This window comes from Bacillus mesophilum (genome assembly GCF_008923265.1).
GTDB lineage: Bacteria > Bacillota > Bacilli > Bacillales > Cytobacillaceae > Cytobacillus > Cytobacillus mesophilum.
In genome coordinates, this window is the sequence record NZ_WBOT01000011.1 from 37,580 (window position 1) to 59,560 (window position 21,981).

Consider the following 21,981-nt stretch of genomic DNA (forward strand, 5'->3'; position numbering starts at 1 on the left):
GTTAGATCAATAATATTATGCTTCGAAAATCTCGATTTCGTTGCTGTCGGCAGTTAATTTAACAATCGCTTTACGGCGTTTGTTTGTGTATCCGCCAAATTTGCCCATACGCTTGAATTTACCTTTGTAGTTCATGATGTTGACTTTTTCAACTTTCACGTCAAAAATTTCTTCAACAGCGTCTTTAACTTGTGTTTTGTTAGCTCTTACATCTACTTCGAAAGTATACTTTTTCTCAGCCATGATGTCAGTAGAACGTTCTGTGATAACGGGGCGCTTAATGATATCGCGTGCATCCATTATGCAAGCACCTCCTCTACTTTTTCAACCGCTTGTTTCGTCATGATTAATTTATCATGATTTAAAACATCTAACACACTAATTCCAGCAGCAGTTACAACAGTTACACCAGGAATGTTACGTGCAGATAATGCTACGTTTTCATCAAGGTCAGCTGTTACGATAAGTGCTTTGGAATCAACTGATAGACCTTTTAGAAGACCTTTGAAATCCTTTGTTTTTGGAGCTTCAAAAGCTAAACCTTCTAATACAAGTACATTTTCATCTAATACTTTAGAAGAAAGTGCAGATTTAATTGCTAAACGGCGAACTTTTTTAGGTAATTTATAGCTGTAGCTGCGTGGTACAGGACCGAATACAGTACCGCCTCCGCGCCATTGTGGAGATCTGATAGATCCTTGACGAGCACGGCCAGTACCTTTTTGGCGCCATGGCTTACGTCCACCGCCCGCTACTTCAGAACGAATTTTAGTTTTATGAGTTCCTTGACGTAATGAAGCTCTTTGCATAACTACTGCTTCGAACATTACGTGGTTATTAGGCTCAATACCAAAGATTGATTCGTTAAGTTCGATATCACCAACTTTAGAACCGCTTTGGTTATATAATGCTACTTTAGGCATTTATGTTTCCTCCTTTCCAGTGTAATTACTTCGCTTTTACCGCGCTTTTAATTTTAAGAAGTGCTTTTCTAGGACCTGGCACATTTCCTTTAATTAAAAGAAGGTTGCGTTCTGCATCCACTTTAACGATTTCAAGGTTTTGAACTGTGATTTGCTCGCCGCCCATGCGTCCTGGTAATAATTTACCTTTGAATACACGGTTTGGAGCTACAGGACCCATTGAACCAGGACGACGGTGGTAACGTGAACCGTGTGCCATTGGCCCGCGAGATTGTCCGTGGCGTTTGATAGCACCCTGGAAACCTTTACCCTTTGAGATTCCTGTTACATCAACAGTTTCGCCCTCAGCGAAAATTTCTACTTTGACTTCTTGACCAACTTCATACTCAGCTAAGTTTACGTCGCGGAATTCACGAACGAAGCGCTTAGGAGCAGTGCTTGCTTTTGCAACGTGACCTTTTTCAGGTTTGTTTGAAAGCTTTTCGCGTTTGTCTTCGAAACCGATTTGGATCGCTTCGTATCCGTCTGTTTCAGCAGATTTCTTTTGAAGAACAACGTTTCCAGCAGTTTCAACAACTGTTACCGGGATTAGATCACCGTTTTCAGCAAATACTTGAGTCATACCAATCTTTCTTCCTAAGATTCCTTTGGTCATTTCAGTCACACCTCCTACAATATGTTAGTTATTTATTAAATTAAAGCTTAATTTCGATATCCACACCAGATGGCAGATCTAAACGCATTAGAGAATCAACCGTTTGTGGTGTTGGGTTAATGATGTCGATTAGACGTTTATGCGTACGCATTTCGAATTGCTCACGAGAATCTTTATACTTATGCACCGCACGAAGAATTGTGTAGATTGACTTTTCAGTTGGCAATGGGATTGGACCAGATACAGCCGCACCAGAGCGTTTTGCAGTTTCTACAATTTTCTCAGCAGATTGATCAAGGATTCTGTGATCATACGCTTTTAAACGAATACGAATTTTTTGTTTTGCCATTATTTTCCCTCCTTTTCGCCTATTTTAATATAGACATTCTCCGTGAAAATTTCCCACACACTCGCCATGGCAAAGCGGCCGGGTGTGTCAGCAACCTTTCACTTCATCGCAGTCAAAGACCAACATTGTCTATTATACAGAAACTATAAATGAAATGCAACATAAATATTGATTCATTTCCGTTTCGCGCACTTTTTTAATTATATCTACTTATGAACCTTATTTCAAGTAGTTCTTTCAACTAACAGCAATTTCTATTTTATCATCAGAATATTGATGTGTTTCTTCTATATAATAGTTGCATAAATACCATAACTTTATATCCCTTAGTTCGCAGATCCTTCTTCAAGACGGTTTTCCTTTTTATTAATATAAGTTATAGATACATTGAGAATTTTCTATTCAGAATAGAATTAATGTGCGCCAGTTTATTTTTCTCATTAGATCATTGTACATATCATTACACAAGTATAAGTGACTCTTCAAAGTTTTACGTATAGATATTATCCTTTTAGCTTTTCTTTAATTAAAACAGTCAAGGAATAATTTATGTCGTTAATTATGAAATGATAGAGCTTGTTTTCCTTTTGCTTTATTACATATATAAAGTAAAAAAAGCTGCAGCTCCTGTTATAGGGGCTGCAGCTAAAAGAATAATGAAGTTTTTTTGTAAAAAAGAGCCAGGAGAATCCCTCCCGGCTCTTAGTTTAATTATTCAATGATTGTAGCTACTACTCCAGCACCTACAGTACGTCCACCCTCACGGATAGAGAACTTAGTACCTTCTTCGATAGCGATTGGAGCGATTAGCTCAACGTGCATTTCGATGTTATCCCCAGGCATAACCATTTCTACGCCTTCAGGAAGGTTACAAATACCAGTTACATCAGTTGTACGGAAGTAGAACTGAGGACGGTAGTTTGTGAAGAATGGAGTGTGACGTCCACCCTCTTCTTTAGATAATACGTAAACTTCTGCTTTGAACTTTGTGTGTGGCTTGATAGTACCTGGCTTAGCAAGTACTTGTCCACGTTGGATATCTTCACGTGCAACACCACGTAGAAGTGCACCAATGTTGTCACCAGCTTCAGCATAATCAAGAAGCTTACGGAACATTTCAACACCTGTTACAGTTGTTGATTTTGGCTCTTCAGTGAAACCAGTGATATCGATAACGTCTCCAACTTTAACTACTCCACGCTCAACACGTCCAGTAGCAACTGTTCCACGTCCAGTAATAGAGAATACATCCTCAACTGGCATCATGAATGGCTTGTCAGTGTCACGAGTTGGTGTTGGGATATACTCATCAACAGCAGCCATAAGCTCGTTGATTTTCTCTTCCCATTGAGCATCTCCTTCAAGAGCTCTTAGAGCAGAACCTTTGATAACTGGGATGTCATCGCCAGGGAACTCATATTCAGAAAGAAGGTCACGAACTTCCATTTCTACTAACTCAAGAAGCTCTTCGTCATCTACCATGTCACATTTGTTCATGAATACAACAAGGTAAGGTACACCTACTTGACGAGAAAGAAGAATGTGCTCACGAGTTTGTGGCATTGGGCCGTCAGCAGCAGAAACAACTAGGATTCCGCCGTCCATTTGTGCAGCACCAGTGATCATGTTTTTAACATAGTCAGCATGTCCTGGGCAGTCAACGTGTGCATAGTGACGGTTTGGAGTTTCGTACTCAACGTGTGCAGTTGAGATTGTGATTCCACGCTCGCGCTCTTCTGGAGCTGCGTCGATTTGATCATATCCGCGTGCTTCACCGCCGCCTGCTTTTGAAAGAACAGTAGTGATAGCAGCTGTTAAAGTAGTTTTACCATGGTCAACGTGTCCGATAGTACCGATGTTAACATGGGGTTTTGAACGGTCAAATTTAGCTTTTGCCATTTTAAAAGTCCTCCTTCGGATTGTAAAAGTTAAGTATTTTTTAATGACGGCCGGAAGATAACTCCCGGCAGTCTAATAGCCTACAATAGTAGTTATACTTGATTGAAAAGGTAAAATCAATTATTCACCTTTATTTTTTTTGATGATTTCTTCAGAAATTGATTTTGGTACTTCTTCATAGTGATCAAAGTGCATTGAGAACACACCGCGACCTTGCGTGCTAGAACGCAATGAAGTTGCGTAACCAAACATTTCTGAAAGTGGAACCATTGCACGAACTACTTGTGCGTTTCCACGAGCATCCATACCTTCAACACGTCCGCGACGTGATGTAACGTTACCCATAATGTCTCCAAGGTATTCTTCAGGGATGATTACTTCTATTCTCATAATCGGCTCAAGAATTACTGGGTTACATTTTGAAGCAGCATTCTTAAGTGCCATTGATGCAGCAATTTTAAACGCCATTTCAGATGAGTCAACATCATGGTAAGATCCATCGAATAATCTAGCTTTAATATCAACAAGTGGATATCCAGCAAGAACCCCTCTATCTAGAGAGTCTTCAAGACCAGCTTGAACTGCAGGGATGTATTCACGTGGAACTACACCACCAACAATGCCGTTTTCGAATTCAAAGCCTTTTCCTTCTTCGTTTGGAGAGAATTCAATCCAAACGTGTCCGAATTGTCCGCGTCCACCAGATTGACGTGCAAATTTACCTTCTACTTGAGCAGAAGTGCGGAAAGTTTCACGGTATGCAACCTGAGGTGCACCAACGTTTGCTTCCACTTTAAATTCACGACGCATACGGTCAACTAGGATATCCAAGTGAAGCTCACCCATACCTGCGATAATAACTTGTCCAGTTTCCTGGTCAGTATGCGCACGGAATGTTGGATCTTCTTCTTGTAGTTTTTGTAGAGCAGTTGTCATCTTATCTTGGTCGGCTTTAGATTTCGGCTCGATAGATAGTTGAATAACCGGCTCTGGGAATTCCATAGATTCAAGGATTACTAATTCTTTTTCATCACATAGAGTATCCCCAGTTGTAGTATCTTTTAGACCTACAGCTGCTGCGATATCTCCAGCGTGTACGATTGAGATCTCTTCACGAGAGTTAGCGTGCATTTGCAGGATACGTCCAACGCGCTCACGCTTACCTTTTGTAGAGTTCTGTACGTATGAACCAGAATTCAATGTTCCAGAATACACACGGAAGAATGTTAACTTACCAACATAAGGGTCAGTCATTACTTTAAATGCAAGTGCAGCAAATGGAGCATCGTCGCTAGAAGGACGAGTTACCTCTTCATCAGTATCAGGAAGAGTTCCTTTAATTGCAGGAACATCTACTGGAGATGGAAGGTAATCAATTACTGCATCAAGCATTTTTTGAACACCTTTGTTTTTGAAAGCTGATCCACAGATTACAGGGTAGAATTCTACGTTTACTGTACCTTTACGAATTACCGCTTTTAGCTCTTCGTTAGAGATTTCTTCTCCACCAAGGTATTTCTCCATTAATTCTTCATCAAGCTCAGCTACCGCTTCAATTAACTTTTCACGGTATTCTTCAGCTTGATCCATGTATTCAGCAGGAATTTCACGGTCTTCGATATCTGTACCAAGGTCATTGCCATAGAACGTAGCTTTCATTTCAATTAGGTCGATGATACCTTCGAATTGATCTTCAGCACCAATCGGTAATTGAATAGCTGCAGCGTTTGCTTGCAGACGGTCATGCAATGTGCCTAGAGAGTATAAGAAGTCAGCTCCAAGCTTATCCATTTTGTTTACGAAAACAACACGTGGAACGCCATATGTTGTTGCTTGACGCCAAACAGTTTCAGTTTGAGGCTCAACACCAGATTGAGCATCAAGTACTGCTACAGCACCATCAAGTACACGAAGTGAACGTTCAACTTCAACAGTGAAGTCTACGTGTCCCGGTGTATCGATGATGTTTACACGGTGACCTTTCCATTGAGCAGTAGTAGCAGCGGAAGTAATTGTAATTCCGCGCTCCTGCTCTTGTTCCATCCAGTCCATCTGTGAAGCACCCTCATGTGTTTCACCGATTTTGTGAATACGGCCAGTGTAGTAAAGTACACGTTCAGTTGTTGTTGTTTTACCAGCATCAATATGAGCCATGATACCAATATTACGAGTATTTTCTAAGGAGAACTCTCTTGCCATTGGGTCTTTCTCCTTCCTAGTATAAGGGTTATTTTATTTAATAAGGTTATCTTACCAGCGATAGTGAGCAAACGCTTTGTTTGCTTCAGCCATTTTATGCATATCTTCACGTTTCTTAACAGATGCACCAGTGTTGTTAGCTGCATCAAGGATTTCGTTAGCTAAACGCTCTTCCATTGTTTTTTCACCGCGAAGACGTGAGTAGTTCACTAACCAGCGAAGACCTAAAGTCGTACGGCGGTCAGGACGCACCTCAACTGGTACTTGGTAGTTAGCTCCACCAACACGGCGCGCTCTAACTTCAAGTACAGGCATGATGTTTTTTAACGCTTGATCAAAAACTTCCATTGGCTCTTTGCCAGTGCGTTCTTGAATAGTATCAAATGCAGAATATAGGATCGCTTGCGCTTTCCCTCTCTTACCATCGATCATCATTTTGTTGATTAAACGGCTGATAAGCTTTGAGTTGTAAATCGGATCTGGCAATACGTCTCTTTTTGCTACAGGACCTTTACGTGGCATTTAATTTTCCTCCTTTCAGAAAGGGTTGTATTTTAGGTTGTTTGTTTTATTATTTCTTAGCTGCTTTCGGACGCTTAGCACCGTATTTAGAACGGCCTTGCATACGATTGTTAACACCAGCTGTATCTAAAGCACCGCGTACGATGTGGTAACGTACACCCGGTAAGTCTTTTACACGTCCTCCACGGATAAGAACAACGCTGTGTTCTTGAAGGTTGTGGCCGATACCAGGAATATAAGCGTTAACCTCAATTCCGTTTGTTAAACGAACACGTGCATATTTACGTAACGCCGAGTTCGGTTTCTTTGGAGTCATTGTACCAACACGTGTACATACACCGCGTTTTTGTGGTGAAGAAACATTTGTTTGTACTTTTTTGAAGCTGTTGTAACCTTTGTTAAGCGCAGGTGAATTTGACTTCTCCTCTTTCGTTTTACGAGGCTTGCGCACTAATTGGTTAATAGTAGGCATGATTGTTTTCCTCCCTTCATCTTTTCGTGTAAGCCCACACATCCAGGTGGTTCATTTTGAAGCAAAAACAAAGTTCTTGCAGAAGTCTTCCGCAAAAACAGTTTTTAATTAATTATCGCAACAGCAGTTGCTCCAACTTGTATTCCGCATGCTTTTCCGAGTTTTTTCATCGAATCTGCATATTGAATCGGAACAAGTAATTCCTTCGCTGTATTCTCTACTTTTGCCAGTACATGTCGATCAGCATCAGCAGCCAATATAACTTCTTGGACTGTTCCTGTTTTTAGAGCCTTTACTGTTTGCTTTGTTCCTACTACAAAGTTTTTTGCCTGCAATACTTTTTCATAAGACATCATTCATATCCTCCAAAGTATCCAGTTAATAGGAGCACCTTTGCTATATTAGCATCTTTAAAACTTAATGTCAACAAAGATTTCAAACTGGGCAGATAAATATCATTTAAATGCGGTATTTGCTCGAGAAAGCAAATACCGCATTTCTATTATTTATTCAACTGTTACTGCATCTTCAGCAGCTTCGTTGGCAGTATAGGGCTCTGCTGTACGGTAACGCTGCATGCCTGTTCCGGCAGGTACAAGCTTACCGATGATAACATTTTCCTTCAAGCCAAGCAGCTCATCACGTTTTCCTTTAATTGCAGCATCCGTAAGAACTCTTGTTGTTTCTTGGAAGGATGCAGCAGATAAGAATGAATCCGTTTCGAGTGAAGCTTTTGTAATTCCAAGCAATACTGGGCGGCCAGTCGCAGGAATTTTCCCTGCAAGAAGAGCTTTTTCGTTTGCATCAGTGAACTGGTGGATATCAAGCAATGTACCTGGAAGCACATCTGTTTCAGCCGCATCAATGACACGAACTTTACGAAGCATTTGGCGTACCATTACTTCGATATGCTTATCCCCAATTTCAACCCCTTGCATACGGTAAACTTTCTGTACCTCACGCAGTAAGTATTCTTGAACTGCTGTAACATCTTTGACTTTGATTAACTCTTTCGGGTCAATTGAACCTTCTGTTAATTCCTGTCCGCGTTCAACTCGATCGTTGACAGCAACCTTTAAACGCGCTGTGTATGGCGCATTATAAGTGCGTGATTCAACTTCACCTTGAACAACGATTTCATGCTGGCGGTCGCGGCCTTCATTAATGCCTACGATCACACCATCAATTTCAGAAATGACTGCCTGACCTTTAGGATTACGCGCTTCAAAGATCTCCTGGATACGCGGTAGACCTTGTGTGATATCGTCTCCCGCAACCCCGCCTGTATGGAATGTACGCATTGTTAACTGTGTACCTGGCTCACCGATGGATTGAGCAGCAATGATACCAACTGCTTCTCCAACCTCAACCTCTTGACCTGTTGCAAGGTTGCGGCCATAACACTTCTTACATACACCGTGGCGAGTATTACAAGTAAATGCTGAACGGATCCATACAGTCTCAATGCCTGCATCAATAATTTGAACGGCGATGTCTTCTGTAATTAGATCATTCTCAGCGACCATTACTTCTTTTGTTTCAGGATGTTTCACAGTTCTTCTTGCATAACGTCCAATTAAACGCTCGTCAAGTGCTTCAATTACTTCTGTTCCATCCTTTAAGGCTGAAATCTCAAGACCGCGGTCAGTACCACAATCATCATCACGAACGATAACATCTTGAGCAACATCAACAAGACGGCGTGTTAAGTAACCGGAGTCAGCTGTCTTAAGAGCTGTATCGGCAAGACCTTTACGCGCACCGTGAGTGGAGATGAAGTATTCCAATACTGTTAGACCTTCACGGAAACTTGATTTAATCGGAAGTTCAATGATACGTCCAGCCGGGTTGGCCATTAGTCCGCGCATACCAGCAAGCTGTGTAAAGTTAGACGCGTTACCACGGGCTCCGGAATCACTCATCATGAATATCGGGTTCGATTTATCAAGGGATTTCATCAATCTTGATTGAATATCATCCTTCGCAGCACTCCAGATGGAAATAACTCTGTCATAACGCTCATCTTCTGTGATTAAACCACGTCTGAATTGCTTTGTGACATTATCAACCTTGTTTTGTGCTTCTTGGATGATCTGCTCTTTATCACCTAATACTACGATGTCGGATACACCAACTGTAATACCGGCTTTTGTAGAGTAGCGGAATCCAAGATTTTTCATGCGGTCAAGCATTTTGGATGTTTCAGTAATCTTAAAGCGTTTAAATACTTCGGCGATAATATTACCTAGAATTTTCTTCTTGAACGGATCTACAAGCGGCATTTCCTTGATTGCTGCAGGTACGTCTGTACCAGGATCTACAAAATACTTCTTAGGTGTTTCTTCTTCTAAGTTTGTTTTTGTAGGCTCATTAATGAATGGGAATGTCTCAGGTAAAATCTCATTAAAGATCAGTTTTCCAACTGTCGTAATTAATAGCTGGTTGTTTTGCTCTTCTGTAAAGGTTTGATTGTTTAATGAAGAAGCATTAACTGCTACTCTCGTGTGAAGATGAACATATCCATTTTGGTATGCTAATAGAGCTTCACTCGTATCATTAAAGATCATTCCTTCTCCAACTGCTCCTTCTCTTTCAAGAGTTAAGTAGTAGTTACCTAGAACCATATCCTGAGAAGGTGTTACAACTGGTTTTCCATCTTTCGGATTCAAGATGTTTTGTGCCGCTAGCATTAGAAGTCTTGCTTCAGCTTGAGCTTCTGAAGAAAGCGGAACGTGAACTGCCATTTGGTCACCGTCAAAGTCAGCGTTATAAGCTGTACATACGAGCGGATGCAGACGGATTGCACGGCCTTCTACAAGTGTAGGCTCAAATGCCTGAATTCCAAGTCTATGCAGAGTTGGGGCACGGTTAAGAAGAACTGGATGTTCTTTAATAACACTTTCTAGCACATCCCAAACTTCCGGCTGTACTCTTTCAATTTTGCGTTTTGCCGATTTAATATTATGAGCAAGACCTTTTTCAACCAATTCCTTCATAACAAAAGGCTTAAATAGCTCTAATGCCATTTCTTTTGGTAATCCGCACTGATACATTTTCAGATTCGGTCCTACAACGATAACGGAACGGCCTGAGTAGTCAACACGTTTACCCAGAAGGTTTTGACGGAAACGTCCTTGCTTACCTTTTAGCATATGTGACAATGATTTTAATGGGCGGTTACCTGGTCCAGTGACCGGTCTGCCGCGACGGCCATTATCGATTAATGCATCAACCGCTTCTTGAAGCATACGTTTTTCGTTTTGAACAATGATGCTTGGAGCACCAAGGTCTAATAAACGTTTTAAACGATTATTACGGTTGATAACACGACGATAAAGATCGTTTAAGTCAGAAGTTGCGAAACGTCCGCCATCTAACTGTACCATTGGGCGAAGCTCTGGTGGTATAACAGGAAGAACATCAAGAATCATCCAAGAAGGTTCATTGCCAGAACCACGGAATGCTTCAATTACCTCTAATCTTTTAATTGCACGTGTACGACGCTGCCCTTGAGCAGTGCGCAGTTCTTCTTTAAGGGTATCAGCCTCTTTATTTAGGTCGATATCTGAAAGAAGTTTTTTAATGGATTCAGCACCCATTGATGCTTGGAACTTTGTTCCGTATTTTTCACGGTATGCACGGTATTCCTTTTCGGATAACAGCTGCTTTTTCTCAAGCGCTGTATCACCAGAATCTGTCACTACATAGGATGCGAAGTAAATAACCTCTTCCAATGCACGCGGTGACATATCCAAAACAAGACCCATACGGCTAGGGATCCCTTTGAAGTACCAAATATGAGAAACAGGAGCCGCAAGCTCAATATGACCCATTCTTTCACGACGGACTTTTGCACGCGTTACTTCAACGCCGCATCGGTCACAAACTACACCTTTGTATCGAACTCGTTTGTATTTTCCGCAATGACATTCCCAGTCTTTTGTAGGACCAAAAATGCGTTCACAGAACAAACCGTCCTTTTCTGGCTTTAATGTACGATAGTTAATCGTTTCAGGTTTTTTTACCTCACCATGTGACCAAGAACGAATCTTGTCAGGTGAAGCTAGACCTATTTTCATATACTCAAAATTATTTACATCTAGCAAGGGGCCTACCTCCCTTTTGATCTCCGGATTTTACCCATTTTGCCTAAATTATTATGGAATGGAGGAGGACGTGATCGCCCTCACTCCGCATACTTCATTATTCTTTTGCAGCAACCTTTTCAGATTCTTCGTTTGCTGTATCTGGAGCAATTGTAAGGGATTCAGCTTGCTGAATCTCTTCTTCGTCCTCAAGGTCTCTCATTTCAATTTCTTCTTCATCACCAGATAGGATTTTTACATCCATACCTAAGCTTTGAAGTTCTTTGATTAATACTTTAAACGATTCAGGTACACCTGGCTCAGGGACATTTTCACCTTTAACAATTGATTCGTATGTTTTCACACGGCCTACAACATCATCAGATTTAACCGTTAAGATCTCCTGAAGTGTATAGGCTGCACCGTATGCTTCAAGTGCCCAAACTTCCATCTCACCGAAACGCTGTCCGCCGAATTGAGCTTTACCGCCCAACGGCTGCTGCGTAACTAGAGAGTATGGTCCTGTTGAACGGGCATGGAGCTTATCATCAACCATGTGTGCAAGTTTAATCATGTACATGACACCTACAGATACACGGTTGTCAAAAGGCTCACCTGAACGGCCATCGTAAAGAACCGTTTTAGCATCTCTTGCCATACCAGCTTCTTCAATTGTTTCCCAAACATCTTCCTCGTTTGCTCCATCAAATACTGGAGATGCAACGTGGATGCCTAATGCTCTTGCAGCCATACCAAGATGAAGCTCAAGCACCTGACCGATGTTCATACGAGATGGAACCCCAAGTGGGTTTAACATGATGTCAACAGGTGTTCCGTCTGGAAGGTAAGGCATATCCTCTTCTGGTAAGATTCTGGATATAACCCCTTTGTTTCCGTGGCGTCCGGCCATTTTATCTCCTTCAGAAATCTTACGCTTCTGAACAATATAGACGCGAACGAGCTGGTTTACACCTGGAGGCAGTTCGTCTCCATCTTCACGATTAAATACTTTTACATCCAATACAATTCCGCCGCCGCCATGTGGCACACGAAGAGAAGTATCACGGACTTCACGAGCTTTCTCACCAAAGATCGCATGTAATAATCTTTCTTCTGCCGTTAGTTCTGTTACCCCTTTAGGAGTTACTTTCCCAACAAGAAGATCACCATCTTTTACTTCTGCACCTGTACGGATAATTCCGCGTTCATCGAGGTTGCGAAGAGCATCTTCCCCAACGTTAGGGATATCTCTTGTAATCTCTTCAGGTCCAAGTTTTGTATCACGAGATTCTGATTCATATTCTTCAATATGAATAGAAGTATATACATCATCTTTTACAAGGCGCTCACTCATAATGATAGCATCCTCGTAGTTATATCCATCCCAAGTCATAAACGCTACAAGAACATTTCGTCCTAATGCTAATTCCCCAAGTTCCATAGATGGACCGTCAGCAAGGATTTCCCCTTTTGTTACACGGTTTCCTACAGCAACGATTGGGCGCTGGTTATAGCAAGTTCCTTGGTTGGAACGAATGAATTTTAACATTCTGTACTTATCAAGATCGCCTTTTACTTCTTGGCCATCTACGACATTAATGCGGCGCACCCAAACCTCGCGTGCTTCCACATGCTCAACAATACCTTCATGCTTACAGATGACAGCAGCACCAGAGTCTTTCCCTGATACATATTCCATTCCTGTTCCTACACGAGGAGCTTCCGGCTGCATAAGAGGAACCGCTTGACGCTGCATGTTCGCTCCCATAAGGGCACGGTTAGAGTCATCGTTTTCAAGGAACGGAATACATGCTGTTGCGGCAGAAACAACCTGTTTAGGAGATACATCCATGTAATCGATGCGATCTCGGCTTACAACTGTGTTCTCACCTTTAAAACGAGAAACAACTTCTTCATCAAGGAAAGAGCCATCTTCGCCTAAAACAGCGTTTGCCTGTGCAACAACATAGTTATCCTCTTCATCAGCTGTTAAATAGTCGATTCGGGATGTTACTTTACCTGTATCAGGGTCGATACGGCGGTAAGGTGTTTCAATAAAGCCGAAACGATTTACTTTTGCAAAAGATGAAAGAGAGTTGATCAAACCGATGTTCGGACCCTCTGGTGTTTCAATTGGACACATACGGCCGTAGTGAGAGTAGTGAACGTCACGAACTTCAAAGCCTGCACGCTCACGTGTCAAACCACCAGGCCCTAGGGCAGATAAACGGCGTTTATGTGTCAATTCTGCTAATGGGTTTGTCTGATCCATGAACTGGGAAAGCTGAGAGCTTCCGAAGAACTCTTTAATAGATGCAATAACAGGACGAATATTGATTAACTGCTGTGGAGTAATCGTATTTGTATCCTGAATTGACATTCTTTCACGAACCACACGTTCCATTCTGGATAAACCAATACGGAATTGGTTTTGAAGCAATTCTCCAACAGAACGCAGACGTCTGTTTCCTAAGTGATCGATATCATCTGTATCACCTACACCATGCAGCAGGTTAAAGAAATAACTGATGGACGCAATAATATCAGAAGGTGAAATGTTCTTCACTGCTTCCTCAACGTATGCATTTCCAATGACGTTAATAGCTTTTTCCCCATCTTCATTAGGTGCATAAATTTTAATAGACTGAAGTTCTACATCATCTGAAATAACTCCGCCTAAAAGATTTACAGATTTGAAACCGATATTCTTTTCAAGGTTAGGCAAAATACGGTCTAATGTACGGCGGTCTAAAGTCGCACCTTTTTCCGCGATAATTTCGCCAGTTTCTGGATCAACAAGAGTTTCTGCCAATCTCTGACCAAATAATCTATTTTTAATATGAAGCTTTTTATTAATCTTGTAACGACCAACATTTGCCAAATCATATCTCTTCGGATCAAAGAATCTTGACAATAGAAGACTTTTAGCATTTTCAACAGTTGGCGGTTCACCCGGACGGAGACGCTCATAAATTTCTAATAGCGCTTTATCGATCCCTTCCGTGTTATCTTTTTCAAGCGTATTGCGGATGTATTCATTATCCCCAATTAAATCAATGATCTCTTGATCAGAGCCGAACCCAAGTGCACGCAAAAGAACCGTAACGGGCAGTTTCCGAGTACGATCTATTCTAACGTATACGACATCTTTGGCATCTGTTTCATACTCAAGCCAAGCGCCGCGGTTCGGAATTACTGTCGCAGTAAAACCTTTCTTTCCATTTTTATCAAGCTTCCCGCTGTAATATACGCTAGGAGAACGCACAAGCTGGGAAACGATGACACGTTCCGCTCCATTAATTACGAACGTACCTGTCTCTGTCATTAACGGGAAATCACCCATAAAGACATCCTGGTCTTTCACTTCGCCTGTTTCTTTGTTTACAAGACGCACTTTTACACGCAGTGGTGCAGAGTATGTAACATCTCGTTCTTTCGATTCCTCAACGGAATATTTTGGTTCGCCAAGGCTGTAATCAATAAATTCAAGCGACAAATTACCAGTAAAGTCTTCAATCGGTGAAATGTCATGAAACATTTCACGTAAACCCTCATCAAGAAACCATTGATAAGAAGAGGTTTGGATTTCGATTAGATTTGGTAATTCTAAAACTTCACTGATTCGCGCGTAACTTCTACGTTGGCGGTGTCGTCCATACTGAACTAGTTGACCTGTCAACTGATTCACCCCTCAAATCAAGCTAATTTATTTAGAAAAGCGCAAGGTACCCGCATTGGCTCGAAACACATAATGATATCCAGCGATATTATTTATTACACGCTGGATCTTAGTTTCAGAAAACCGAGGCACAAAAGCACTAATCAGATTCATACTTATTCTTCTAATACATAAACACTTGCTGTAAAATATGTTTTAGTATATAAAACACCTTTTGAACCGCAAGCAAGCCGATACTCATAAGACAAAAAGAAAAAGGGTTTTAGTCATAAAACCACATTTCCACAATACGACTATTATTTTATTAGCATTTCCAATAAAACCAAATTTATACAAGAGTTGATTAATTTAGTTTATATCAGAAATATAATATGTTGGCATTTTACAATACTATCATAGCGAAAATGTCAAGTCAATCTTTTTTTGCTTTAATAATAAAATAGCCCTTCTTCTTCTCAATTGTCTCTACTTCAGGGAAAAGCGCGCTTAATTTTTCAATCGCTGAAGGTGCCCCCTGCTTTTTCTGAATGACAATCCAGAGCTCTCCTCCCGGAAGTAATGCTTCAAAACTCTGTTCAAAAATATCATGTACTACTTTTTTTCCTGCACGAATGGGCGGGTTTGTTAAAATAGCAGCAAACTTATTGCCTTTTACTTTTTCAAGGCGGTCGCTTTCATACACATTAATATTTTCAATGTGATTTAACTCAGCATTTTCCTTAGCAAGACCAAGAGCTCTTGCATTTACATCAACCATGTGGACTGTACGATCACTCAACTTTTGAGCTACCGACAAACCAATTGGTCCATAACCGCAGCCAACATCAAGAATGTTGCCCTCTATTTGAGGCTCAACAAATGTTTCGATCAGCAGCTTAGAACCAAAATCAACTTCTGCTTTTGAAAAGACACCATTGTCTGTTTTAAAAACAAAAGACCTTCCATTCAATGTATAACGCCATGTTTTCGGCTGACTTTCTACCTTTTGAGTTTGGGAATAGTAATGCTCAGACACAATATCACCTCCGGCGGGGAATAAAATGAAGAATGATCATACAATCTAGGACGGAGAAATTCATATATTATAGAAGAAAATATATGAAAAGTAGAAAAAACCCGCTATAAAAGCGGGCTTTTTAAACATTATTACTTAACTTCTACGCCAGCTCCAACTTCGTCAAGCTTAGCTTTGATTTCTTCAGCTTCTTCTTTAGAAACGCCTTCTTTAAGAGCTTTAGGAGTGTTATCAACAAGTTCTTTCGCTTCTTTAAGACCTAGGCCTGTGATTTCACGAACAACTTTGATAACTTTGATTTTTTGATCTCCTGCAGAAGCAAGAACTACATCAAATTCAGTTTTCTCTTCAGCAGCACCGCCAGCAGCAGCTCCGCCAACCATTGCTACAGGAGCAGCAGCAGTTACACCAAATTCTTCTTCGATTGCTTTTACTAAGTCGTTAAGTTCTAAAACAGTCATATTTTTAACTGCTTCAATGATTTGTTCTTTAGTCATGAGTATGTTTCCTCCTTATTTTTGGTTTGAATCTATTAGTTTAACGAGTATTCTAACTTACGCGCCTTGTTCTTCTTTTTGATCTGCAACAGCTTTTGCAGCAAGAGCAAGGTTGCGGACTGGAGCTTGAAGTACGCTGAGTAGCATAGATAGTAAACCTTCGCGGGATGGTAGTTCCGCAAGAGCTTTAACATCTTCTGCTGTAGCAACTGTGCCTTCAATAACACCTGCTTTGATCTCTAATGCTTCATGCTTTTTCGCGAAATCGTTAAGGATTTTCGCTGGAGCAACAACATCTTCTGTGCTGAATGCTACTGCATTCGGGCCAGTAAGTGACTCGTTTAAGCCACTAAGCTCAGCTGCTTCAGCTGCACGGCGAGTTAAAGAGTTTTTGTAAACTTTAAATTCTACGCCAGCTTCACGAAGCTGTTTACGAAGTTCAGTTACTTCTGCAACAGAAAGACCACGGTAGTCAACAACAACTGTTGATAAACTTGATTTAAATTTATCAGCAATCTCTTCTACGATTTGTTTCTTTTGTTCGATTACGCTGCTCATCCTTACACCTCCTGTAGAAATTCTACATTTATACCGGCTATAAAAAACCTCCATATCCGAAACAGACATGGAGGAAGTATACAATAGCTAATGTAAGCATATCAATCTATCGTATGACCTCGGCAGGGAATTAAGCTAATAGCACCTGCTGTCTTCGGTACAAATGGTTATTTATTTTTTACAACAAAATACATATTACTAAATGTATTATTGTTTGTCAAATCCTTTTTTATCCAACTTCGTAAACTTACTTAACTGTTACAGAAGATGGATCTACTTTAACGCCAGGGCCCATTGTTGAAGTAACAGAAACGTTCTTCATGTATGTGCCTTTAGCAGCAGAAGGTTTAACTTTAAGCATAGTATCGAAGATTGTGTTGAAGTTCTCAACTAGTTTAGCATCTTCAAAAGATACTTTTCCGATTGGAACGTGGATGTTTCCAGCTTTATCAACACGGTATTCAACTTTACCAGCTTTAATTTCATTTACCGCTTTTTCAACGTCAAATGTTACTGTGCCAGTTTTAGGGTTTGGCATTAAGCCTTTAGGTCCTAATACACGTCCAAGTTTACCAACTTCACCCATCATGTCTGGAGTTGCAACGATTACGTCGAACTCGAACCAGCCTTGTTGGATTTTGTTGATGAATTCAGCATCGCCAACATAATCTGCACCAGCAGCTTCTGCTTCTTTTGCTTTTTCACCTTTAGCGAAAACTAAAACGCGTTGAGTTTTACCAGTTCCGTTTGGAAGCACAACAGCTCCACGGATTTGCTGGTCAGCTTTCTTAGGATCTACACCTAAACGGAATGCCACTTCAACAGTTGCATCAAATTTAGTAAAGTTTGTTTTTTTAACAAGCTCGATTGCTTCAACAACCGGGTATGCTTTAGTGTTATCTACAAGCTTCGCAGCTTCGATAAACTTTTTACCTTTTTTAGCCATTTTAATATTTCCTCCTATATTGTGGTTTTAGCGGAATAACCTCCCACGTGACGAAACAGCTTTCTCATTAGAAGAAAGCGTCCGGACAACTTATAAAGCGTCCGCACTAATAAAGGTTGCGCGTGAAACCAAATTCAGCGTCGCAACCTCATTAATTACAGCAGGGATTAGTCTTCGATAACAATACCCATGCTGCGTGCAGTACCTTCAACCATACGCATTGCAGCTTCAACACTTGCAGCGTTTAGATCAGGCATTTTTGTTTCAGCAATCTCGCGTACCTTGTCACGCTTGACTGTTGCTACTTTATTACGGTTTGGTTCACCAGAACCAGACTCAATTCCTGCAGCTTTCTTAAGAAGAACAGCAGCGGGCGGAGTTTTCGTAATAAATGTAAATGAACGGTCTTCAAACACCGTGATTTCAACAGGAATGATTAAGCCAGCCTGTTCAGCTGTACGAGCGTTAAACTCTTTACAGAATCCCATGATATTAACACCGGCTTGACCAAGTGCAGGACCTACCGGCGGTGCTGGATTCGCTTTACCTGCAGGAATTTGCAACTTAACAAGTTTGATTACTTTTTTAGCCACGAGACACACCTCCTTAAAGTCCGTGATGTGGTAATAGGGAATAAACCCTCCCACTCAACTCATATTCTTTATATTAAGATAAAGAACTAACAATTGTCCGGTCTCGTTCCGAGACATACTGACCTTTGAAATTCTACCACTTTCCTAAACTGATTTCAAGTTTTTTTGAAAATATATGAAGTTACCCATCTGCACAAGGCCCTAAAAAAAGGAAAAACGCCACTTTCTTTCTTAAAAACCCGCAGAAACGCTGAACTTAAATTTTTTCAATTTGAGAAAAATCAAGTTCGACTGGAGTGTCACGGCCAAACATGTTAACAAGCACTTTTATTTTTGCTTTATCTTTATCAATTTCTTCGATCGTACCTGTAAAGTTAGCAAAAGGACCTTCTTGAACTTGTACCGTTTCACCAAGCTCGAAGTTAACATCCACTCGTTTTTCGTCCACACCCATGCGCTTAAGGATGACCTGGACTTCTTCCGGCAGCAATGGGGTTGGTTTTGACCCTGAGCCAGCAGAACCTACGAAACCTGTTACACCTGGTGTATTTCTGACAACATACCAAGAGTCATCAGTCATGACAATTTCCACAAGTACATATCCAGGGAACACCTTGCGTTTAACAACCTTCTTTTTTCCGTTTTTAAAATCTGTTTCTTCTTCCTCTGGAACAACGACTCTGAAGATCTTATCTTGCATCCCCATCGATTCTACCCGTTTTTCCAGATTTGCTTTTACTTTATTCTCATAGCCAGAGTACGTATGAACAACATACCAATTCTTTTCCATTCAAGAGGACTTGTTCGTCCTTCCCTCCCTGTAAATTCATAATTTTATTTCACAATCTTCAGCCAGCGATTGTTTGCAGACATGTGCATTTTTACTTTCGCAGATGATGTTGGTTCATCTCTTCGCATATCATTTTTTGACCAAATGAAAAAACCCGTTTCCGGGCTTCTGCGAATTTGACCTGTATTATTTTCCATTATACCATGGAATCACAGGGGTTATTCAAGAATTAAACGAATCAATTCGGAAATTCCAAGATCAAGCACAGCGAAAAACACAGAAAAGAACACAACAACTGATAATACAGTAACCGTATACTTCGTTAATTCTTTGCGTTTTGGCCAGCTGACCTTTTTCATTTCCCGTCCAACTTCACGGAAAAAATTCACGATGCGTTGCATTTCGTAACCCCCAACTTCAAGAGATATATCCTAAAAGCCCACATTAATGTGCTATTTATTCTAAGATCAAATAAGTAATCTTACCTAAAAAAGGCGTAAACAGAGGTTTAGCTGTACTTATCTTCCAAATGACTTGTCCTAAGAAACGAATCATTCTTGTATAAGTTACTGCACATTTCTACGCTTACTTTGTTTCTCGATGTACTGTATGCGCACTGCATGTGCTGCAAAACTTCTTGAATTCCAGCCGTGTTCCATCTTTGCTTGCAGACGTCGAATAGTTTCTCTTTCCGCACTGTGAACACGCTAAAACGGCTTTTTTCTGCATAGTCTCCACCTGCTACACTTTCATTTACGTCTTTAAAACTGTACCATGGGCGACAAATGATGTCAATAACTGCAAAATTCTAAATTATATTTATAAGGAAAACTCTCGAACTTCCAAATAGCGCTCCAGCTTGCGTTTAACTCGCTGCAGTGCATTGTCGATGGACTTAACATGACGATTTAATTCTTCAGATATTTCCTGATAAGACTGCCCATCCAAATAAAGAGCAAGAACCTTTCGTTCCAGGTCACTAAGCAGCTCGGACATTTTGACTTCAATTTGGTCAAACTCTTCCTGGTTGATGATCAGTTCCTCTGGGTCCATCACCTTTGCACCAGATATGACGTCCATCAGCGTTCTGTCTGATTCCTCATCATAAATAGGCTTGTCCAAAGATACGTATGAGTTTAAAGGGATATGTTTTTGCCGTGTGGCTGTTTTGATGGCGGTAATAATTTGTCTGGTAATACATAGTTCTGCAAATGCTTTGAAAGAAGATAATTTGTCGCCTTTATAATCACGGATCGCTTTATAAAGACCAATCATGCCTTCCTGTACAATATCTTCCTTATCTGCACCAATCAAAAAATAGGACCTTGCCTTTGCTCTTACAAAGTTGCGATACTTATGAATCAAGTAATCTAACGCTTGACTCTCACCCTTATGCACCAATTCAATCAGCTCTTCATCCTCAAGCTCCAAAAAGGCAATGTTGTTATCATCATTCGTCTTGAAGTCAGTACTCACTAAGATCCCTCCGACCGTACAAGCATGGATAGAAATATTATACAGTACATTTTTTTCAAGCGTCAACCGCTCATTCCTTCCCTCGGCGCCATTTTTCAAAAATTTCTGCCACTTCTTCCGGAAGAGCAATTTTAGAAGACGGTCTTTTCTCTTGGATTTTTTTGACCTTTTTTTGAATTTTATTTTCAATGACATTCATCTCATTGAGCAGCTCACGGGCTGACTTCCGTAAAGCACCTTGGCCAAAAATCACCCATTGCTCCGTATAATCAGAAGTAGCCACATGAATTTGCGTCCGGATGTTATTCAGGTCACTCGCAAGCTTTTCAATTCGTTCATCTGCAGACTCGTTATTCCGCGTGAAAATAACTTCCACTTTATAGTTTTTATACTTTTTTTCCGTTCCTTTTACAAAATGCGCGTCAAACACAATAATGACCCGAAACCCAGTATAGCCTTGATATTCAGCCATTTTTTCCACTAGCCTGTCCCTGGCGGAAGCTAAATCCTTCTTTTTAAGCTCATCCAGCTCTGGCCAGGCGCCAATTATGTTATAACCGTCTACAATCAAAATATCCATTATCGTACATCAGGATTACGTTTCCTGTATACCTCATACATAAGCAGCGCTGCAGCAACAGATGCATTCAAAGATGTCACATGTCCAGCCATCGGTAAACTTAGCAAAAAGTCACATTTGTCTTTAATCAGCCTGCCCATTCCCTTTCCTTCACTTCCGATTACTAAGCCCAGTGGCATGGTTCCATCAAATTGTCTGTAGTCTTGTTTTCCGGATGCGTCTGTTCCTGCAATCCACACACCGCGTTCTTTCAATTCATCGATCGTTCTTGCCATATTGGTCACACGCGCTACTGGTATATGCTCAATGGCTCCCGTTGATGCTTTCGCTACAGTTGCCGTCAGCCCTACTGCTCTTCTTTTCGGAATGATAATACCATGTGCTCCAGCAGCATCAGCTGTTCGCATAATTGATCCAAGATTATGCGGGTCTTCAATTTCATCTAGCAGCAGGAAGAAAGGATCTTCATTTCTTGCTTCAGCACGAGCAAAAAGCTCGTCCACCTCTGCATACTGATAAGCTGCTACAGCCGCTACAACTCCTTGATGTGTTCCTTCAACAAGCTGATCCAGCTTTTTTTTCGGTACAAATTGAACAAGCACGCCATTTGTTTTCGCTAAACCGATCACTTGCTGCATCTGGCCGCTTTGGGAACCTTCAGCTATAAAAATTTTATTAATATCCCGATCCGATTTTAACGCTTCTATAACCGGGTTTTTACCAATGATAAAATCCTGACTCAT

Annotated in this window: 22 protein-coding genes and 1 other annotated feature; all 22 genes read right to left on the reverse strand. The window is 40.9% G+C overall.

Annotation, left to right across the window (positions count from 1 at the left end):
• Positions 1–15: 15 nt before the first annotated feature.
• The 22 genes from rplW to rlmB all read right to left on the reverse strand — a co-directional run bounded on the left by rplW (position 16) and on the right by rlmB (position 21,981).
• On the reverse strand, positions 16–303 hold the full coding sequence (gene rplW / locus F7732_RS20855; RefSeq protein ID WP_192913072.1) for a 50S ribosomal protein L23: 288 nt from the start codon (positions 301–303) through the stop codon (positions 16–18).
• The gene (gene rplD, locus F7732_RS20860) at positions 300–923 is read right to left on the reverse strand and encodes a 50S ribosomal protein L4 (RefSeq protein WP_066441580.1); all 624 of its coding nucleotides are present in this window, start codon (positions 921–923) and stop codon (positions 300–302) included. Before rplD ends, rplW begins: the two co-directional genes overlap by 4 nt.
• Before the next feature lie 25 nt (positions 924–948).
• Positions 949–1,578 carry a 50S ribosomal protein L3 gene (rplC, locus tag F7732_RS20865; RefSeq protein ID WP_151575966.1) on the reverse strand — a complete coding sequence of 210 codons (630 nt, stop codon included), beginning with the start codon at positions 1,576–1,578 and terminating at the stop codon, positions 949–951.
• Between the two features lie 40 nt (positions 1,579–1,618).
• Positions 1,619–1,927, reverse strand: a complete 309-nt coding sequence (rpsJ, locus tag F7732_RS20870) for a 30S ribosomal protein S10 (RefSeq protein ID WP_009791329.1) — start codon at positions 1,925–1,927, stop codon at positions 1,619–1,621.
• A gap of 711 nt (positions 1,928–2,638) precedes the next feature.
• Positions 2,639–3,826, reverse strand: a complete 1,188-nt coding sequence (gene tuf, locus F7732_RS20875) for an elongation factor Tu (protein WP_151575967.1) — start codon at positions 3,824–3,826, stop codon at positions 2,639–2,641.
• A 120-nt stretch (positions 3,827–3,946) separates the two neighbouring features.
• The gene (fusA, locus tag F7732_RS20880) at positions 3,947–6,025 is read right to left on the reverse strand and encodes an elongation factor G (RefSeq protein ID WP_066441588.1); all 2,079 of its coding nucleotides are present in this window, start codon (positions 6,023–6,025) and stop codon (positions 3,947–3,949) included.
• Positions 6,026–6,076: 51 nt separating this feature from the next.
• Entirely contained in the window at positions 6,077–6,547 is a 471-nt protein-coding gene (gene rpsG / locus F7732_RS20885; RefSeq protein ID WP_066441590.1) for a 30S ribosomal protein S7, read from the reverse strand.
• Between the two features lie 49 nt (positions 6,548–6,596).
• The gene (gene rpsL / locus F7732_RS20890; protein ID WP_066441591.1) at positions 6,597–7,019 is read right to left on the reverse strand and encodes a 30S ribosomal protein S12; all 423 of its coding nucleotides are present in this window, start codon (positions 7,017–7,019) and stop codon (positions 6,597–6,599) included.
• Between the two features lie 104 nt (positions 7,020–7,123).
• Complete coding sequence (locus tag F7732_RS20895) at positions 7,124–7,372, reverse strand: 50S ribosomal protein L7ae-like protein (RefSeq protein WP_066451217.1); 249 nt, start codon at positions 7,370–7,372, stop codon at positions 7,124–7,126.
• 153 nt (positions 7,373–7,525) lie between these two features.
• A complete protein-coding gene (gene rpoC, locus F7732_RS20900; RefSeq protein WP_151575968.1) occupies positions 7,526–11,125 on the reverse strand; it encodes a DNA-directed RNA polymerase subunit beta' in 3,600 nt (1,199 codons plus the stop codon).
• 97 nt (positions 11,126–11,222) lie between these two features.
• On the reverse strand, positions 11,223–14,783 hold the full coding sequence (gene rpoB / locus F7732_RS20905; RefSeq protein WP_066441595.1) for a DNA-directed RNA polymerase subunit beta: 3,561 nt from the start codon (positions 14,781–14,783) through the stop codon (positions 11,223–11,225).
• A gap of 412 nt (positions 14,784–15,195) precedes the next feature.
• A complete protein-coding gene (locus F7732_RS20910) occupies positions 15,196–15,798 on the reverse strand; it encodes a class I SAM-dependent methyltransferase (protein WP_151575969.1) in 603 nt (200 codons plus the stop codon).
• Between the two features lie 131 nt (positions 15,799–15,929).
• Complete coding sequence (gene rplL, locus F7732_RS20915; RefSeq protein WP_066441601.1) at positions 15,930–16,295, reverse strand: 50S ribosomal protein L7/L12; 366 nt, start codon at positions 16,293–16,295, stop codon at positions 15,930–15,932.
• A 57-nt stretch (positions 16,296–16,352) separates the two neighbouring features.
• On the reverse strand, positions 16,353–16,853 hold the full coding sequence (rplJ, locus tag F7732_RS20920) for a 50S ribosomal protein L10 (RefSeq protein ID WP_151575970.1): 501 nt from the start codon (positions 16,851–16,853) through the stop codon (positions 16,353–16,355).
• A gap of 32 nt (positions 16,854–16,885) precedes the next feature.
• Positions 16,886–17,029: a sequence feature (ribosomal protein L10 leader region), on the reverse strand.
• A 71-nt stretch (positions 17,030–17,100) separates the two neighbouring features.
• Complete coding sequence (gene rplA, locus F7732_RS20925) at positions 17,101–17,799, reverse strand: 50S ribosomal protein L1 (RefSeq protein ID WP_151575971.1); 699 nt, start codon at positions 17,797–17,799, stop codon at positions 17,101–17,103.
• Positions 17,800–17,966: 167 nt separating this feature from the next.
• Positions 17,967–18,392: a 50S ribosomal protein L11 gene (gene rplK / locus F7732_RS20930; RefSeq protein ID WP_009336545.1), complete on the reverse strand. Its 426-nt coding sequence runs from the start codon at positions 18,390–18,392 to the stop codon at positions 17,967–17,969.
• A 256-nt stretch (positions 18,393–18,648) separates the two neighbouring features.
• Positions 18,649–19,182 carry a transcription termination/antitermination protein NusG gene (nusG, locus tag F7732_RS20935; protein WP_066441609.1) on the reverse strand — a complete coding sequence of 178 codons (534 nt, stop codon included), beginning with the start codon at positions 19,180–19,182 and terminating at the stop codon, positions 18,649–18,651.
• Between the two features lie 218 nt (positions 19,183–19,400).
• Positions 19,401–19,583: a preprotein translocase subunit SecE gene (gene secE / locus F7732_RS20940; RefSeq protein WP_066441612.1), complete on the reverse strand. Its 183-nt coding sequence runs from the start codon at positions 19,581–19,583 to the stop codon at positions 19,401–19,403.
• A 184-nt stretch (positions 19,584–19,767) separates the two neighbouring features.
• Positions 19,768–19,911, reverse strand: coding sequence for a 50S ribosomal protein L33 (gene rpmG, locus F7732_RS20945; protein WP_082851569.1), 144 nt, complete (start codon positions 19,909–19,911; stop codon positions 19,768–19,770).
• A 90-nt stretch (positions 19,912–20,001) separates the two neighbouring features.
• On the reverse strand, positions 20,002–20,658 hold the full coding sequence (sigH, locus tag F7732_RS20950) for an RNA polymerase sporulation sigma factor SigH (RefSeq protein ID WP_066441614.1): 657 nt from the start codon (positions 20,656–20,658) through the stop codon (positions 20,002–20,004).
• 70 nt (positions 20,659–20,728) lie between these two features.
• Positions 20,729–21,238: an NYN domain-containing protein gene (locus F7732_RS20955; RefSeq protein WP_151575972.1), complete on the reverse strand. Its 510-nt coding sequence runs from the start codon at positions 21,236–21,238 to the stop codon at positions 20,729–20,731.
• A complete protein-coding gene (rlmB, locus tag F7732_RS20960) occupies positions 21,238–21,981 on the reverse strand; it encodes a 23S rRNA (guanosine(2251)-2'-O)-methyltransferase RlmB (RefSeq protein WP_151575973.1) in 744 nt (247 codons plus the stop codon). Before rlmB ends, F7732_RS20955 begins: the two co-directional genes overlap by 1 nt.